This is a genomic window from Streptomyces sp. NPDC051041, assembly GCF_044456065.1.
GTDB lineage: Bacteria > Actinomycetota > Actinomycetes > Streptomycetales > Streptomycetaceae > Streptomyces > Streptomyces glaucus.
Map to the genome: position 1 here is coordinate 1 of NZ_JBITFM010000032.1, position 15,954 is coordinate 15,954.

14 protein-coding genes are annotated in these 15,954 nt (G+C 72.0%); 9 read left to right on the forward strand and 5 right to left on the reverse strand.

What is annotated here, in order from left to right:
• Window positions 1-91 precede the first annotated feature (91 nt).
• Window positions 92-1,903 carry a bifunctional metallophosphatase/5'-nucleotidase gene (locus ACIBAI_RS28385; protein WP_399038617.1) on the reverse strand — a complete coding sequence of 604 codons (1,812 nt, stop codon included), beginning with the start codon at window positions 1,901-1,903 and terminating at the stop codon, window positions 92-94.
• A 142-nt stretch (window positions 1,904-2,045) separates the two neighbouring features.
• Between ACIBAI_RS28385 and mshD the strand changes: the two genes are divergently transcribed.
• The 8 genes from mshD to pstB all read left to right on the forward strand — a co-directional run bounded on the left by mshD (window position 2,046) and on the right by pstB (window position 11,686).
• Complete coding sequence (gene mshD, locus ACIBAI_RS28390) at window positions 2,046-2,975, forward strand: mycothiol synthase (RefSeq protein WP_399038619.1); 930 nt, start codon at window positions 2,046-2,048, stop codon at window positions 2,973-2,975.
• A gap of 437 nt (window positions 2,976-3,412) precedes the next feature.
• Window positions 3,413-5,779, forward strand: coding sequence for an RNA degradosome polyphosphate kinase (locus ACIBAI_RS28395; RefSeq protein ID WP_399038621.1), 2,367 nt, complete (start codon window positions 3,413-3,415; stop codon window positions 5,777-5,779).
• Window positions 5,760-6,860, forward strand: a complete 1,101-nt coding sequence (locus tag ACIBAI_RS28400; RefSeq protein WP_399038623.1) for a CHAD domain-containing protein — start codon at window positions 5,760-5,762, stop codon at window positions 6,858-6,860. The genes ACIBAI_RS28395 and ACIBAI_RS28400 overlap by 20 nt, the downstream gene beginning before the upstream one ends.
• Entirely contained in the window at window positions 6,857-7,312 is a 456-nt protein-coding gene (locus ACIBAI_RS28405; protein ID WP_399038624.1) for an NUDIX hydrolase, read from the forward strand. The genes ACIBAI_RS28400 and ACIBAI_RS28405 overlap by 4 nt, the downstream gene beginning before the upstream one ends.
• A 239-nt stretch (window positions 7,313-7,551) precedes the next feature.
• A complete protein-coding gene (gene pstS / locus ACIBAI_RS28410) occupies window positions 7,552-8,679 on the forward strand; it encodes a phosphate ABC transporter substrate-binding protein PstS (RefSeq protein WP_399038626.1) in 1,128 nt (375 codons plus the stop codon).
• 104 nt (window positions 8,680-8,783) lie between these two features.
• Window positions 8,784-9,788: a phosphate ABC transporter permease subunit PstC gene (gene pstC, locus ACIBAI_RS28415; protein WP_399038628.1), complete on the forward strand. Its 1,005-nt coding sequence runs from the start codon at window positions 8,784-8,786 to the stop codon at window positions 9,786-9,788.
• The gene (pstA, locus tag ACIBAI_RS28420) at window positions 9,785-10,858 is read left to right on the forward strand and encodes a phosphate ABC transporter permease PstA (RefSeq protein WP_399038630.1); all 1,074 of its coding nucleotides are present in this window, start codon (window positions 9,785-9,787) and stop codon (window positions 10,856-10,858) included. The genes pstC and pstA overlap by 4 nt, the downstream gene beginning before the upstream one ends.
• A gap of 51 nt (window positions 10,859-10,909) precedes the next feature.
• Window positions 10,910-11,686: a phosphate ABC transporter ATP-binding protein PstB gene (gene pstB, locus ACIBAI_RS28425; protein ID WP_344601509.1), complete on the forward strand. Its 777-nt coding sequence runs from the start codon at window positions 10,910-10,912 to the stop codon at window positions 11,684-11,686.
• A gap of 376 nt (window positions 11,687-12,062) precedes the next feature.
• On the opposite strand, the gene ACIBAI_RS28430 is transcribed toward pstB, so the two are convergent.
• Together ACIBAI_RS28430 and ACIBAI_RS28435 are read right to left on the reverse strand one after the other, a co-directional pair.
• The gene (locus tag ACIBAI_RS28430; protein ID WP_399038633.1) at window positions 12,063-13,061 is read right to left on the reverse strand and encodes an anion permease; all 999 of its coding nucleotides are present in this window, start codon (window positions 13,059-13,061) and stop codon (window positions 12,063-12,065) included.
• Window positions 13,062-13,070: 9 nt separating this feature from the next.
• On the reverse strand, window positions 13,071-13,691 hold the full coding sequence (locus tag ACIBAI_RS28435) for a DUF47 domain-containing protein (protein WP_029382179.1): 621 nt from the start codon (window positions 13,689-13,691) through the stop codon (window positions 13,071-13,073).
• A 239-nt stretch (window positions 13,692-13,930) separates the two neighbouring features.
• Here ACIBAI_RS28435 and ACIBAI_RS28440 point away from each other — a divergent pair, with 239 nt between their 5' ends.
• Entirely contained in the window at window positions 13,931-14,299 is a 369-nt protein-coding gene (locus tag ACIBAI_RS28440) for a metal-sensitive transcriptional regulator (RefSeq protein ID WP_344601503.1), read from the forward strand.
• A gap of 3 nt (window positions 14,300-14,302) precedes the next feature.
• Here the strand turns inward: ACIBAI_RS28440 and ACIBAI_RS28445 are convergent, their stop codons facing one another.
• Together ACIBAI_RS28445 and ACIBAI_RS28450 are read right to left on the reverse strand one after the other, a co-directional pair.
• Window positions 14,303-14,479, reverse strand: coding sequence for a hypothetical protein (locus ACIBAI_RS28445; protein ID WP_399038635.1), 177 nt, complete (start codon window positions 14,477-14,479; stop codon window positions 14,303-14,305).
• Between the two features lie 110 nt (window positions 14,480-14,589).
• On the reverse strand, window positions 14,590-15,429 hold the full coding sequence (locus tag ACIBAI_RS28450) for a hypothetical protein (RefSeq protein ID WP_399038637.1): 840 nt from the start codon (window positions 15,427-15,429) through the stop codon (window positions 14,590-14,592).
• Window positions 15,430-15,954 lie beyond the last annotated feature (525 nt).

Below are 15,954 nucleotides of genomic sequence, written 5' to 3' on the forward strand. Positions count from 1 at the left end.
TCCTGCACACCTACAACTACCATCGCTGCCACACCGCACTCGCAGGCCAGCCCCCGATCAGCCGTGTCAACAACGCTGCAGGCCAATACACCTAGCCCACGATCGTGATCCGGTCCGCCTTCGGCGGGGCGATCGGGTCGGCGGGCGAGGAGTTGGCCGTCAGGTACTCCTCCAGCGCGGTCAGGTCGTCCGCGCCGACCAGGTCGTCGGTCCCCTGGCCCAGCGTCGGGAAGCCGTCGCCGCCGCCCGCGAGGAAGCTGTTGCTCGCGACGCGGTAGGTGGCCGCCGGGTCGATGGCCGCGCCGTTCAGCCGGATGGAGTCCGTCACCACGCGGTCCGCGCCGGTCCTCGTCAGGTCCAGCGTGTACGTCAGCCCCGAGGAGACCTGCAGGATCTTCGGCGCGGCCTGGTTCGCGCCGCTGACCTGCTCCTTGAGCACCTGGATCAGCTGGGCGCCGGTGAGGTCCTGGAGGTTCACGGTGTTGGCGAACGGCTGCACGGTGAAGCCCTCGGCGTACGTCACCACGCCGTCGCCCTCGCCGGCCTTGGCCGCGTACGTCAGCGGGGCCCGGATGCCGCCGGGGTTCATCAGCGCCAGGTCGGTCTCCGGGTCCAGCTTCCTGCCGTGGGCGAGCTGCGCGTCGGCGATCAGGTCGCCGAGCGGGGACTCGGTGCCGGAGTTGCCGATGTCACCGGAGATGTAGCCGATCGGGCGGTTGCCGATGGGCGCGGCGAGGGTGTTCCACCGGTCGATCAGCTCGGTCATGTCGGCCGCCCTGGGGACGTCCCGGGTGACCACGTGGTTGGCGGACTTCACGGCCGTACGGGCGATGTCGCCCGTCCACCGGTCGTAGGTCAGCGTGGTGTCGGTGTAGAGGCGGCCGAAGGACGCGGCCGAGGTGACCGTGCGCGGCTTGCCCGCCGGGTCGGGGATCGTGCACACGTACGCGTTGTGGGTGTGGCCGGTGACCAGCGCGTCCACCTGCGGCGTGACGTTCCTGGCGATCTCGACGATCGGGCCCGAGACGCCGTCGCCCGCGCCCGGGGAGTCGCAGTCGTAGTTGTACGACGCCGAGGCCGGGAAGCCGCCCTCGTGGACGAGCGCGACGATCGACTTCACGCCCTGCTTCTGCAGCACCTTGGCGTACTTGTCGATGGTCTCGACCTCGTCCTTGAAGGTGAGGCCCTTGACGCCCTCGGCGGAGACGATGTCCGGCGTGCCCTCCAGGGTGACGCCGATGAAGCCGATCTTGACGTCCTTCTTCTTCCACACCCAGTACGGCTTGAGGACGGGCCTGCCCGTCTTCTCGTCGAGGACGTTGGCGGCGAGGTAGGGGAAGTCGGCGCCCTCGAACTCCTCGTCGGTGTAGCAGCCGTCGGTCGGGTGGCAGCCGCCGTTCTGCAGGCGGGCCAGTTCGCGCGCGCCCTCGTCGAACTCGTGGTTGCCGACCGAGGTGACGTCCAGGTCGAGCCGGTTCAGCGCCTCGATGGCCGGCTCGTCGTGGAAGAGGCCGGAGAGCAGCGGCGAGGCGCCGACCAGGTCGCCGCCGGCCGCGGTGATGGAGTACTTCTCGCCCTCGCGGGCCTGGCGCAGGTGGGTCGCGAGGTACTCGACGCCGCCGGCGTCGACCGTCTTCGTCGTGCCGTCCGCCTGGAGCTCGGTGACCCGGCCGGAGGAGCCGGCCGGCGGCTCCAGATTGCCGTGCAGGTCGTTGAAGGACAGCAACTGGACGTCCTGGTAACGGCTCGTCCCGTGACCGCCCGGCTTGTGGCCCGCGCCGGCGGACGCCGGCAGCGCGGCCGCGGTGAGCGCGCCGACGGTGGCGGCGCCGGCGGCGAGCGCGAGAAGACGGCGCGTACGGCGTCCGCGACGCCGGCGGTCCGACTGGGAACTGGCTGGCATTGACTCCCCTGTGTTCGGCTCAAGGTGGTGGCCCGTCCGGCGCAGCCTAGAGTCGACGCGCGTAGCACAACAGAGGGTCAAGGGTTACATCCTGGTTGCTTCTTTCCCCCGCCGGGCGGTTCCGGCCCGTACCCTCGTACGCATGACCAGCGACGACGACATCGCGCCGACCGGCCGCACCCGCTCGATCGAGACCTGTGCCGCGCTCTCCCCGGACCGGACCGGGGCCGTCCTCGCCCTGCTCGACGAGGCCGCCCGCGTCGACGGGCGGCAGGCGGTGTCCGAGCAGGGGCGGTTGTACCTGCGCGGCGGGGAACGCCAGGGCGTCTCCCACCTGTTGCTCACCGCGGGCGGCGAACTCGTCGGCTACGCCCAGCTGGAGGACACCGACCCGGTGGAGCCGCCGGCCGCCGAACTGGTCGTGCATCCCGCGCACCGGGGGCGGGGGCACGGGCGGGCGCTGGGCGCCGCGCTGCTCGCCGCGTCCGGCAAGCGGCTGCGGGTGTGGGCGCACGGCGGGCACTCCGCCGCCCGCCACCTCGCGCAGGTCCTCGGCCTCACCCTGTTCCGCGAACTGCGGCAGATGCGGCGTCCGTTGACCGGGTTCGGCCTGCCGGAGCCGGTCCTGCCCGAGGGCGTGACCGTCCGCGCCTTCGTGCCCGGACAGGACGACGCGGCCTGGCTCGCCGTGAACGCCGCCGCCTTCGCCCACCACCCCGAGCAGGGCTCCCTGACCCAGCGGGACCTCGACGACCGCAAGGCCGAGCCGTGGTTCGACCCGGCGGGCTTCTTCCTCGCCTTCCGCGGCGGGGAGCTGATCGGCTTCCACTGGACGAAGGTGCACGCCGCGGAGCGACTCGGCGAGGTGTACGTCCTCGGCATCCGCCCCGACGCGCAGGGCGGCGGCCTGGGCAAGGCCCTCACCACGATCGGCCTGCGGCACCTGGCGGACCGGGGGCTGCCGACGGCGATGCTGTACGTCGACGCCGACAACAAGGCGGCCGTGTCCGTGTACGAGCGGATGGGCTTCACGACGTACGAGACCGACCTGATGTACCGCACCGAGACCTGACGGCCCCTTCCCGGGCCCGGCGCCCCCGGGTCCGGCACGCCCCCGCACCGGACGGACTCCGGCACGGCCGGGCGGCACCCCCGTCGCCGCCCCGGTCACCCCGGTCCTCCCCTGCCCGCTCCCGCCCGGCACCGGCCGCGGCCGCCCGCCGGCCCGCCGGCCCGCCGGGCGAGGGCCTCCCGCCCCCGGTCGCCTCGCGCGCCCCGCCGGCCCCGCCGCCTCACGGCTGCCGCGCCCCCGCGCCCGCCTGCCTCTCCCCGCCCCCGGCCGCGGCGCGCCGCCGTGCCCGCCCCGGCCGCCACCCGCCGACGCACCGGCCCGGGCGCGGACGCGCCCCGGGCCGCGCACCGCCGCAGACGCCCGCGGTCCGCCCCCCGCTATCCCATACGTCATGTCTCCGTAACCGCCGATTCAGACAGGCTTGCGACGCTCGGCGAATGAAGCCCGCCGTGCCAGAGCCTTCGCCACCCTCCGGGGGGAGCGCGGGGAACGGGGACACGCGCCGTGCCGCGACGCGCCCGCCCTCTGCTTCCGACGCGCCCGTAACGCCCCGTGCGCGGAAGAATGGGTTCATGAGCCAGCAAGAGACCCAGGCGCCGGTCCAGCACGCACAGCCCTCCGTGGGTTCCATAGCCGCCCACCGCGCTCGCACCGTGGCCGGGTCGGTCTCCGACCTGGAACCCGATCTCGACGCCGACCTCGACACCTACGAGGAGTCGCACCCGGACGGCGCCCCGCTGCCGCAGGGCCGGTTCCTCGACCGGGAGCGCAGCTGGCTGGCGTTCAACGAGCGCGTCCTCGAACTCGCCGAGGACCCGAGCACGCCCCTGCTGGAGCGCGCGAACTTCCTCGCGATCTTCGCCAGCAACCTCGACGAGTTCTTCATGGTCCGGGTCGCCGGCCTGAAGCGGCGCATCGCCACCGGCGTGGCCACCCGCTCCGCCTCCGGGCTGCAGCCCCGCGAGGTCCTGGAGATGATCTGGGCCCGCTCCCGCGAGCTGATGGCCCGGCACGCCGCCTGCTTCCACGAGGACGTCGCCCCCGCCCTCGCCGAGGAGAACATCTGCCTGGTCCGCTGGAACGAGCTGGCCGAGAAGGAGCAGGCCCGGCTCTTCACCCTGTTCCGGCATCAGATCTTCCCGGTGCTGACCCCGCTGGCGGTCGACCCCGCGCACCCCTTCCCGTACATCTCCGGCCTGTCCCTGAACCTGGCCGTCATCGTGCGCAACCCGGTCAACGGCCACCGGCACTTCGCCCGCGTGAAGGTGCCGCCGCTGCTCTCCCGCTTCCTGGAGGCCTCCCCGGGCCGGTTCGTCCCGCTGGAGGACGTGATCGCCGCCCACCTGGAGGAGCTGTTCCCGGGCATGGAGGTCCTGGCGCACCATACCTTCCGGGTCACCCGCAACGAGGACCTGGAGGTCGAGGAGGACGACGCCGAGAACCTGCTCCAGGCCCTGGAGAAGGAGCTCATGCGGCGCCGCTTCGGCCCGCCGGTGCGCCTGGAGGTCGAGGAGTCCATCGACCGGGAGGTGCTGGACCTGCTGGTGCGCGAGCTGAAGATCACCGAGGCCGAGGTGTACCCGCTGCCGGGCCCGCTCGACCTCACCGGCCTCTTCCGCATCCACAGCCTGGACCGGCCCGAGCTGAAGTACCCCAGGTTCGTCGCCGGCACCCACCGCGACCTCGCCGAGGTCGAGTCGGCCTCCCCGCCGGACATCTTCGCCGCGCTGCGGGAGCGGGACGTGCTGCTGCACCACCCGTACGACTCCTTCTCCACGTCGGTGCAGGCCTTCCTGGAGCAGGCGGCCACCGACCCGGACGTGCTGGCCATCAAGCAGACCCTGTACCGGACCTCGGGCGACTCCCCGATCGTGGACGCCCTCATCGAGGCCGCCGAGTCCGGCAAGCAGGTCCTCGTCCTGGTCGAGATCAAGGCCCGGTTCGACGAGCACGCCAACATCAAGTGGGCGCGCAAGCTGGAGGAGGCCGGCTGCCACGTCGTCTACGGCCTGGTCGGCCTGAAGACCCACTGCAAGCTGTCGCTCGTCGTCCGCCAGGAGGGCGACACGCTGCGCCGCTACTGCCACGTCGGCACCGGCAACTACCACCCGAAGACGGCCCGCCTGTACGAGGACCTCGGCCTGCTCACCGCCGACCCGCAGGTCGGCGCGGACCTCTCCGACCTCTTCAACCGGCTCTCCGGCTACTCCCGCCGCGAGACCTACCGGCGCCTGCTGGTCGCCCCCAAGTCCCTGCGGGACGGCCTGATCGCGCGGATCGGCAAGGAGATCCAGCACCACCGTGCCGGACGCCCCGCCCACATCCGCATCAAGGTCAACTCGATCGTCGACGAGGCGGTCATCGACGCCCTGTACCGCGCGTCCCAGGCGGGCGTGCCGGTCGACGTGTGGGTGCGCGGCATCTGCGCGGTGCGCCCGGGCGTGGCGGGCCTGTCGGAGAACATCCGGGTCCGGTCCGTGCTCGGCCGCTTCCTGGAGCACTCCCGGATCTTCGCCTTCGGGGGCGGCGGCGAGCCGGAGGTGTGGATCGGCAGCGCCGACATGATGCACCGCAACCTCGACCGCCGGATAGAAGCTCTCGTCCGGGTCACCGACCCGGCCCACCGGGCCGCGCTCAACCGCCTGCTGGAGACCGGCATGTCCGACTCCACCGCCTCCTGGCACCTCGGACCGGACGGCGAGTGGACCCGGCACGCGACCGACGCGGACGGCCATCCCCTGCGCAACGTCCAGGAAATGCTCATAGACGCCCGGAGGCGCCGGCGTGGCAACGCAGCACCTTGACCCGACGGACCACACGGCCGGCCCCGTGCCCGCGGACGCCCTGGCGGGCTATCTGCGGGCGCAGGCCACGGAGTTCCTCCGCGCGCTGCGCCTGCACCGGGAGACCGGCGCGGGCGGCCCGGAGGGGTCCGTCGACGCGGCTCGCGCGCTCCGCCGCTCGGCCCGCCGCATCAGCGGCAGCCTGCACACCTTCCAGGCCCTGCTCGACGCCGACTGGGCGGAGGACATGCGCCCCGAACTGGCCTGGGTGTCGGGCACGCTGGCGCTGGAACACGCCTACGCGTCCCGGCTGGAGCGGCTGCTCCAGGCCCTGCACCGGCTGTCGGGGGCGCCGGTGTTCCCGGCGCGGCCGGCGGGCGCGGCCGACGTGGCCATGGCCGGCGGCTCCGCCGCGGACGGCCGCTCCGCGGCACCGGGCGGCGCCGGCCCCGCCGCCTCCACCGCCACCGCGGAACGCGGCAACCTCACCGTGGGCGCGGCGAAGGCGGGCGCCCTGCTGGAACGGCAGCTGACCCTGGCCCGCACCCGGGCCCACTCCACCGCCCTGCAGGCCCTGGGCTCCTCCCGCTTCCACGCGGTCGCCGACAAGGTCGCCGTGCTGGCCAGCGAGGTCCCGCTGGCCGACGGCGCGGCCGGCGCCGATCTGCGCCCCCTCGCGGCGGCGGCCGAGGAGCGGCTGACGGACGCGATCGCCGCCCTGCCCCTGGTCACCGCCGGGCACCCGTACAACGCGGAGGCGCTGGTGCACGGCCTGTCCCCGGACCCGGTCCCGCATCCGCAGGACGCGCCCTGGCACCAGGTCCGCCTGCTGCTCCGCCTGCACCGCTACGCCCGCGAGGTCGTCCACGGCGCGCCCGATCCCGCGGACGTACGGCTGCTCGCCGCCGGCGAGGCGCTCGACCGGCACCGCGACGCCTCGGAGGCGGCGGCCGCCGCGGCCCAGGCCGCCCGTACGCCGCGCATCGCCCCGGCGACGGCGTACGCGCTCGGCGTGCTCCACGCCGACCAGCGGCACGAGGTGGAGGCGGCCCGGTACGCGTTCCGGCACTGCTGGCAGAAGGAAGCCGTCGGCACGTCGTGACCCCATCTCCAGGAGACGGCGAGCACCCGGTGAGCACCCCCGGCGACGGCACCGTCCAGGCGGCCGGCTGCGTCCTGTGGCGCCGCTCGCCCGTCGACGGCGGGCTGCAGATATGCCTCGTCCACCGGCCGAAACACGACGACTGGTCCCACCCCAAGGGCAAGGTGGAGCGGGGCGAGGAACCGCTGGCGGCGGCCCTGCGCGAGGTCGAGGAGGAGACGGGGTACACCGCCGCGCCGGGCCCCGCCCTGCCCACCCTGCGCTATGTCGCGAACGGCCGCCCCAAACAGGTCCGCTACTGGGCGGCCGAGGCCGTCGCCGGCGCCTTCACCCCGACCGACGAGGTCGACCGCGTCCTGTGGCTCTCCCCCGCCGCCGCCCGGCTGCGCCTCACTCAGTCGAGGGACCGCGCCCTGATCGACGCCCTGCTGGACACCCCGCACCTGCCATAGTCGCAGCAGTCGGAACAACACCGTGTCCTCGACGTGAGCCTTCCGTTACCTAACCACACCGTCCACAGGGGTTCACCCCCCGTTCACTTCCGGCCATAGGCGGCTTCACCTGTTCTGCCTAATTTCGGCCTCACCCGATGCGAATCGCGACTCGACAGACCTCGACCACGCGGCCGCATCGTCCAGTCTTCGCACGCCGCCACGTCTGGGACGGCGGCTCCTGGAAGGAACTCCCGAAAGTGAAGCTTCAGCGCATGAACCGGCGGGCCCTCGCCCTCGGCGCACTCGCCGTCTCCGGCGCCCTGGCCCTCTCGGCGTGCGGCTCGGACGACACCGGCGGCTCCAACGGTGACGAGACCTCCAACACCCAGGCCGCCGGCAACATCGAGTGCGGCGACGCCAAGGGCCAGCTCCAGGCCTCCGGCTCCTCCGCCCAGAAGAACGCGATCGACGCGTGGGTCAAGCAGTACACCGCTGCCTGCAAGAACGTGCAGATCAACTACCGCCCCGACGGCTCGGGCGCGGGCATCACCGCGTTCACCCAGGGCCAGACCGCGTTCGCCGGCTCGGACTCCGCGCTGAAGCCCGAAGAGGTCGAGGCGTCCAAGAAGATCTGCTCCGGCGGCCAGGGCATCGACCTGCCGATGGTCGGCGGCCCGATCGCGGTCGGTTTCAACGTCCCGGGCGTGGACACCCTGGTCCTCGACGCCGCCACGCTGGCCAAGATCTTCGACAGCAAGATCACCAACTGGAACGACAAGGCCATCGCGGCGCTCAACCCCGGCGCCAAGCTGCCCGACCTGAAGATCCAGGCCTTCCACCGCTCCGACGAGTCCGGCACCACCGACAACTTCACCAAGTACCTCAAGGCCGCCGCGCCCAAGGACTGGAAGTACGAGCCGGGCAAGTCCTGGGAGGCCGAGGGCGGCCAGTCCGCGCAGGGCTCCTCCGGCCTGGCCCAGCAGGTGAAGCAGGTCTCGGGCGCGATCTCGTACTTCGAGCTCTCCTACGCCAAGGGCGGCATCAAGACCGTCGACATCAAGACCGAGGCCGCCGAGCCGGTCAAGGCCACCATCGAGAACGCCACCGCGGCCATCGGCGCGGCCAAGGTCGTCGGCACCGGCAAGGACCTGGCGCTGGAGCTGGACTACACGCCGTCCGCCGACGGCGCCTACCCGATCGTCCTCGTCACCTACGAGATCGTCTGCGACAAGGGCAACAAGGCGGACACCCTGCCCGCCACCAAGTCCTTCCTGAACTACATCGCCTCGGAGGAGGGCCAGGGCCTGCTGGAGCAGGCCGGCTACGCCCCGATGCCCGACGAGATCATCACCAAGGTCCGCGAGACCATCTCGGGTCTGAGCTGACCCGAGCGTGCGGTCCGGCCCCGGCCGGGGCCGGACCGCACCGTCCGGTGCACCGCCGCCAGGAGCCCCCGACCCGCGGGCGGCTCCGCAGACCGGAGATCCCGATGGACACCACCACACAGAACACAGCCGCTCCCCCAGCACCCCAGCCGTCCGAGGCCGAGCAGAAGCGCGCCGCCCGTGGCGCCACGCGGCCCGGCGACCGGATCTTCCTCGGGCTCTCCCGCGGATCCGGCATCTTCGTACTCGTGATCATGGCCGCCATCGCGGTCTTCCTGACCTACCGCGCCGTCCTCGCGATCAGCAAGAACGAGGCGAACTTCCTCACCCACCTGGAGTGGAACCCCAGCGGCGTCCCGCCGCAGTTCGGCATCGCGGTGCTGGTCTTCGGCACGATCGTGTCGTCGATCATCGCCATGGCCATCGCGGTCCCGATCGCGGTCGGCATCGCCCTGTTCCTCACGCACTACGCCCCGCGCCGCCTCAGCGGCCCCATCGCGTACGTGATCGACCTGCTGGCCGCCGTGCCGTCCATCGTCTACGGCCTGTGGGGCGCCCTCGTCCTGGTGCCGCACCTGAACGGGCTCTACGGCTGGATGGACGACTACCTCGGCTGGACGGGCATCCTGTCGTGGAACGGCGACGAGCCCCGCTCGCTGTTCACCGTCGGCATCCTGCTGGCGATCATGATCCTGCCGATCATCACCAACGTGAGCCGCGAGGTCTTCCGGCAGGTCCCGCGGATGCACGAGGAGGCGGCCCTGGCCCTCGGCGCCACGCGCTGGGAGGTCATCCGCATGGCCGTCCTGCCCTTCGGCCGCTCCGGCGTGATCTCCGCCTCGATGCTCGGCCTCGGCCGCGCGCTCGGCGAGACCATGGCCGTGGCCATGGTCCTCTCCCCGATCTTCGACATCAAGGCCAGCCTGCTCGACCCGGGCGGCGGCACCTTCGCCCAGAACATCGCCAGCAAGTTCAACGAGGCCACCCCCATGGGCCGGGACGCCCTCATCGCCTCCGGTCTGGTGCTCTTCGTCATCACCCTGCTGGTCAACGGCGCGGCCCGTCTGATCATCGCCCGCCGCAAGGAGTACTCGGGGGCCAACGCATGAGCCACTCATCCCTCGCGGAGAAGTCCGCCAAGCCCGCAGGCAGCCTGCGCGGCGCGACCCTGCCCAAGTGGTTCCCCTGGGCGGTCGCCGCGGGCTCCATCGCCCTGGGCCTGGGCATCAGCTTCGCGGCCGGGCTGGACAGCGACATCCAGTGGGCCCTGATCGCCGCGGTGCTGTTCGTCCTCGGCTCGTACGGCATCTCGGCCCGCGTCGAGGGCCGGCGCCAGGCCAAGGACCGGGTGGCGACCAGCATGGTCTGGGTCGCCTTCCTCCTCGCCGTCATCCCGCTGCTCTCCCTCCTGTGGGAGACCGCCCGGCAGGGCGTGAAGGTCCTCGACGGCTACTTCCTCTCCCACTCGATGGGCGTCGTCTCGGACACCGAGCCCGGCGGCGGCATCTACCACGCCATCCTCGGCACCCTGGAGCAGGTCGGCATCGCCACCCTGATCTCCGTGCCGATCGGCGTGCTGACGGCGATCTACCTGGTCGAGTACGGGCGGGGCAACCTCGCCCGCGCCGTCACCTTCTTCGTCGACGTCATGACGGGCATCCCGTCGATCGTGGCGGGCCTGTTCATCCTCAGCCTGTGGATCGTGATCCTGGACATGGGCTACTCCGGCTTCGCCGGCTCCCTCGCCCTGTCCATCCTGATGATCCCGGTGGTCGTCCGCTCCACCGAGGAGATGCTCAAGCTCGTGCCGAACGAGCTGCGCGAGGCGTCGCTGGCGCTGGGCGTGCCGAAGTGGCGGACCATCCTGAAGGTCGTCGTGCCGACGTCGATCGGCGGCATCACGACCGGTGTGATGCTGGCGATCGCCCGCATCACCGGCGAGACCGCCCCGGTGCTGCTGCTGGTGTGGGGCACGAACTTCATCAACGCGAACCCCTTCTCCGACCCGCAGGCCTCGCTGCCGATGTACATCTACCTCCAGTACTCGAACAGCGGCGGCTACGGCGCGGCGTACGACCGCGCCTGGGCGGCGGCCCTGACGCTCATCGCGTTCATCATGATCCTCAACCTGGTGGCCCGCGGCATCGCCCGCTGGAAGGCCCCGAAGACCGGTCGCTGACGCGCGGCCACGGACAAGACCGTCAGCGACCCGAAAGAAGCAGTGATTCACATGGCCAAGCGCATCGATGTCAGCGGCCTCAACGCCTACTACGGTTCCTTCCTGGCCATCGAGGACATCTCGATGACCATCGAGCCCCGTTCCGTGACGGCCTTCATCGGCCCTTCCGGCTGCGGCAAGTCCACCTTCCTGCGCACGCTCAACCGCATGCACGAGGTGACGCCGGGCGGCCGGGTCGAGGGCAAGGTCATGCTCGACGACGAGAACCTGTACGGGCCCGGGATCGACCCGGTGGCCGTGCGGCGTGAGGTCGGCATGGTCTTCCAGCGGCCGAACCCGTTCCCGACGATGTCGGTGTACGACAACGTCGCGGCGGGGCTGAGGCTGAACGGTTCCTACAAGAAGTCCGAGCTGGACGACATCGTCGAGAAGTCGCTGCGGGGCGCCAACCTCTGGAACGAGGTGAAGGACCGCCTGAACAAGCCGGGCTCCGGTCTGTCGGGCGGCCAGCAGCAGCGGCTGTGCATCGCGCGGGCGATCGCGGTCGAGCCGAACGTGCTGCTGATGGACGAGCCCTGCTCGGCGCTGGACCCGATCTCGACGCTGGCGATCGAGGACCTGATCGGTGAGCTGAAGGAGCGCTTCACGATCGTCATCGTGACGCACAACATGCAGCAGGCGGCGCGGGTGTCGGACCGCACGGCGTTCTTCAACCTGGCGGCGGTGGGGCAGCCCGGCAAGCTGATCGAGATCGACGACACGGAGCGGATCTTCTCCAACCCGTCGGTGCAGGCGACGGAGGACTACATCTCCGGCCGCTTCGGCTAGGCCGACGCCGGTCTGCCCGAAAGACCCCTCGCGGTGCTGCATGGCGGTGCCACCGCGAGGCCGAGAAGGGCCCGCCCTCCGGCTCCCGGAGGGCGGGCCCGTCGGCGTTCCGGCCGGGACCGCCCGCACCGGCCCGCACCGGCCCGTACGGGCACGGCGGCGGAGGCGGACGGTCGCCCCGGCGATCCGTACGAGGACGCGGTGGCGGAGGCGGACGGCGCCCCGACGCCCCGTACGAGCCGCGGGGCGTGTGGAGCGCGACCCGCGCGCGTGGCGCTCGGCCGTGCCGCCGAGCCGGCGCCGCCGAGCCGCGGGCAGGGGCGGCGCGGGCCGCTCCGGGCCGCGCGTCCAGCCCCGGGGCGCGGCCCCGGCGCTGCTACAGGAACGCCAGATGCACCAGGCCGAAGGCGCACGCGGCCACCGCCGCCGCCGCCGGCATCGTGATGAACCAGCCGAGGACGATGTTCTTGGCGACGCCCCAGCGCACGGCGTTCACCCGCTTCGTCGCGCCCACGCCCATGATCGCCGAGGTGATGACGTGGGTGGTGGAGATCGGCGCCTTGAACAGGAACGCCGTGGTGAACATGATCGACGCGCCCGTGGTCTCGGCGGCGAAGCCCTGGGGCGGGTCCAGCTCGATGATCTTGCGGCCCAGGGTGCGCATGATGCGCCAGCCGCCCGCGTACGTGCCGAGGGACAGCATCACCGCGCAGGCGATCTTCACCCAGACCGGAATCGGGTCGCCGTACTCCTCGACATCGGCGATGACCAGCGCCATCACCACGATGCCCATCGTCTTCTGGGCGTCCTGGAGGCCGTGGCCGAGGGCCATTCCGGCGGCGGAGACGGTCTGCGCGATGCGGAAGCCGCGCTTGGCCTTGTGCGGGTTGGTCCGGCGGAAGATCCACATGATCACCGTCATCACCAGGTAGCCGGCCAGCAGGCCCACCACCGGCGACACGAACATCGGGATGACGACCTTCTCCAGGACGCCGTGCCAGTACACCGTCGTACCGCCGGCCAGCGCCGCCCCCACCATGCCGCCGAACAGCGCGTGCGAGGAGGAGGAGGGCAGGCCGAAGTACCAGGTGATGAGGTTCCAGACGATCGCGCCGACCAGGGCCGCGAAGAGGATGCCCATCCCCGTCGAGCCCTCGGGCGTCTGGATCAGGCCCTCGCTGACGGTCTTGGCGACGCCGGAGCCCAGGAAGGCGCCGGCGAGGTTCATCACCGCGGCCATCGCCAGCGCCGCCCTCGGCGTGAGGGCGCGCGTGGAGACGGACGTGGCGATCGCGTTGGCGGAGTCGTGGAAGCCGTTGGTGTAGGTGAAGAAGAGCGCGACCAGGATGGTCACGACCAGAGCGAAGGTGTCCATGGACGGGCCTCAGGACTCCTTGACCGCGATGGTCTCCACCGTGTTCGCCACGTGCTCGAAGGCGTCGGCCGCTTCTTCCAGTACGTCCACGATCTGCTTGAGCTTGAGGACCTCGATGGCGTCGTACTTGCCGTTGAAGAGGTGCGCGAGCAGCTTGCGGTGGATCTGGTCGGCCTGGTTCTCCAGCCGGTTGACCTCGATCCAGTACTCGGTGAGGTTGTCCATCGTCCGCAGATGGGGCATCGCTTCGGCCGTCAGTTCGGCCGCGCGCGCCAGCACTTCGATCTGCTGTTCGACGCCCTTGGGCAGTTCCTCGATGTTGTAGAGGACGACCAGGTCGACGGCCTCCTCCATGAAGTCCATGATGTCGTCGAGGGACGAGGCGAGGGAGTAGATGTCCTCGCGGTCGAACGGCGTGATGAACGAGGAGTTCAGCTGGTGGAAGATCGCGTGCGTGGCGTCGTCACCCGCGTGTTCCGCTGCCCGCATACGCTCTGCGATCTCGGCCCGGGCGGAGGCGTCCGCCCCGAGCAGTTCCATGAGGAGTTTCGAGCCGGTGACGATGTTGTCCGCGGATGCGGCGAACATGTCGTAGAAGCTCGTCTCCCTGGGGGTCAGACGAAAGCGCACGTGGGGTCCTCGGGATGCATCGGTTTCGGTCAGGCTGATGCTAGGCGCATCATCCGGCCACGGCTAACGGGCCGCCCTCCAGTGTCGCCCATCGAGCACGGTGATGAGCAGGGGGGCGGCCGGGGACCCGGACCGGCCACTGCGCACGGCATCGGCCAAGGGGCATATACCCAGCGAAATTCGCTACCATATACCCACCAGGGGTATGTGTCGGCTGTCTGCTCACACAGGAGGACGCGATGACGACCACAGAGGCCGGCGCCGGGGCGCCCTCCACGGCCGTGGAGAGCGACGGGACGGACGTGGTGACCGACCACGACCGGGGCGTGCACGGCTACCACAAGCAGAAGGACGAGCACCTCAAGCGGCTGCGGCGGATCGAGGGCCAGATCCGCGGGCTGCAGCGGATGGTCGACGAGGACGTCTACTGCATCGACATACTCACCCAGGTGTCCGCCTCCACCAAGGCCCTGCAGTCCTTCGCCCTGCAGCTCCTGGAGGAGCACCTGCGCCACTGCGTCGCCGACGCGGCCCTGAAGGGCGGGGCCGAGATCGACGCGAAGGTGGAGGAGGCCACGAAGGCCATCGGACGCCTGCTGCGGACCTGAGGGTCAGTGGCCGGTGCCGCGTTCCCGCTCCTCGGCCACCTTCAGCACCTTGTCGATGCTCTCCAGGCTGAGCCGCTCCCGGGCGGCCGAGGCCGCGATGATCAGCTCTCCGCACAGCTCGATCTCGGCGAGGGCCACGTGGTCCTGAACCGCCGTACCGCCGACCGGAGCCACGCGCATCACCTCGTCCCTGCCGTCACCGGCTTCCTAGAGTAGGGAGCGGCCCGCGCCCCGCGCATGGCACGGACGGGCTAGTTCTCGACGCCCGGTGTGCTTGCGCACGCGCGCGGTCAGTGCTCGGCGATCCGGCCGGCGTAGATGTCCCCGGCCTTCGGCAGCCGGACGCGCGCGGGGGCCCCGAAGTCGTACAGCAGCGTCGTCGACGCCACCGCGACGGCGGTCTCCCGCTGCCCGTTGACGAAGCTGAACCGGTGCCTGACCTTGCGGATCCGCCCCTGCCCGTCGAGGTAGGCGTCGAACGGGACCACGGCGGTGGCGAACCCCTTCGCCGCCGCCGCGAGGGGCCCGCCGCTGCCGGCCGGGGTCTTCCTGGCCGCCGCCGCGAGGTCGGCGGTCCCCCGGTAGTGGCGCACTTCGGTCCCCGCGACCTCGGTCCGTCCCAGGTACGTCGCCTGCCGTGTCCCGCGCAGCACCTCGGCGGCGGCGAGCGGGTCCGTGGCGCCGCCGGTCACCAGGTTGCCGTCGGAGAGCGTCGCCGTGTCCACCCGGACCCACTTGTCGGCGGGCACCCCGGCGCCGCGGTTCTTCATGAAGAGGGCGCCCGGCGCGAGGAGCTCGGTGATCGGCCGGTTCCCGCTGGTTCCGGCCGGGTCCTGGGGGAGCAGCACCGTCAGCCGGCCGAGCCGCTCCCGGTAGTCGTACACGCCCTCGCCGCGGATGGTCACCCGGGTGCCGCCGATGGCCATCTCCATCGACGTGCGGGTCCGGGAGCTGCCCGCGTGCACCAGGCGGTCGGCGGCCCGGCGCAGCTCCCCGACCGGGTCGTCCGCGCGGGAGGCGCCGATGGCGGCACCGCTGCCGACGCAGCCGCCGGCGCCCAGACAGACGCAGGCCACGACGCCCGCCACGACCGCCGTACCGCCGGACCTCCTGCGCTGCCGCCCGGTCATCGTCTGCCTGCCCCCAGCCGCCGTGTTCGTCCCGGACCCCGTGTCGTTCCGGTTAACGACGGGTAGGTGAGGCCGTCACGCGGCTCGTGCGCACGGCGTTCACCCGCCCTCGCTAACGTTGCCGCCGTGGCGCAGCAGGACGATACGGAATTGCCCGGGGACTCCCCGGAACACCGCACGACGACGGTGGAGAGGGGCCATTTCGCCATGGCCCGCTGCACCTGCGGCTGGCGCGGCCCCGCCCGCAGGGCGAGAAGCTCGGCGCGGGCGGACGCCGAGGCCCACGGCGCGGCCGGTCCCGCCGGTCCGTGAACCGCGCCCCGCGCGGCCTTCGCCCCCGCGGCCCCGTCCCGTTCCCCGGAACCCCGCGGCAGGCGCACCGTGGGCCGGCGTGCCCTCCTCGGCGGAGGACCCGCCGCGAAAGGAGGCGGGGGGGGGGGGGGGGGGGCCCCCCCCCCCCCCCCCCCCCCCCCCCCCCCCCCCCCGCCCCCCCCCCCCCCCCCCCCCCCCCCCCCCCCCCCCCAC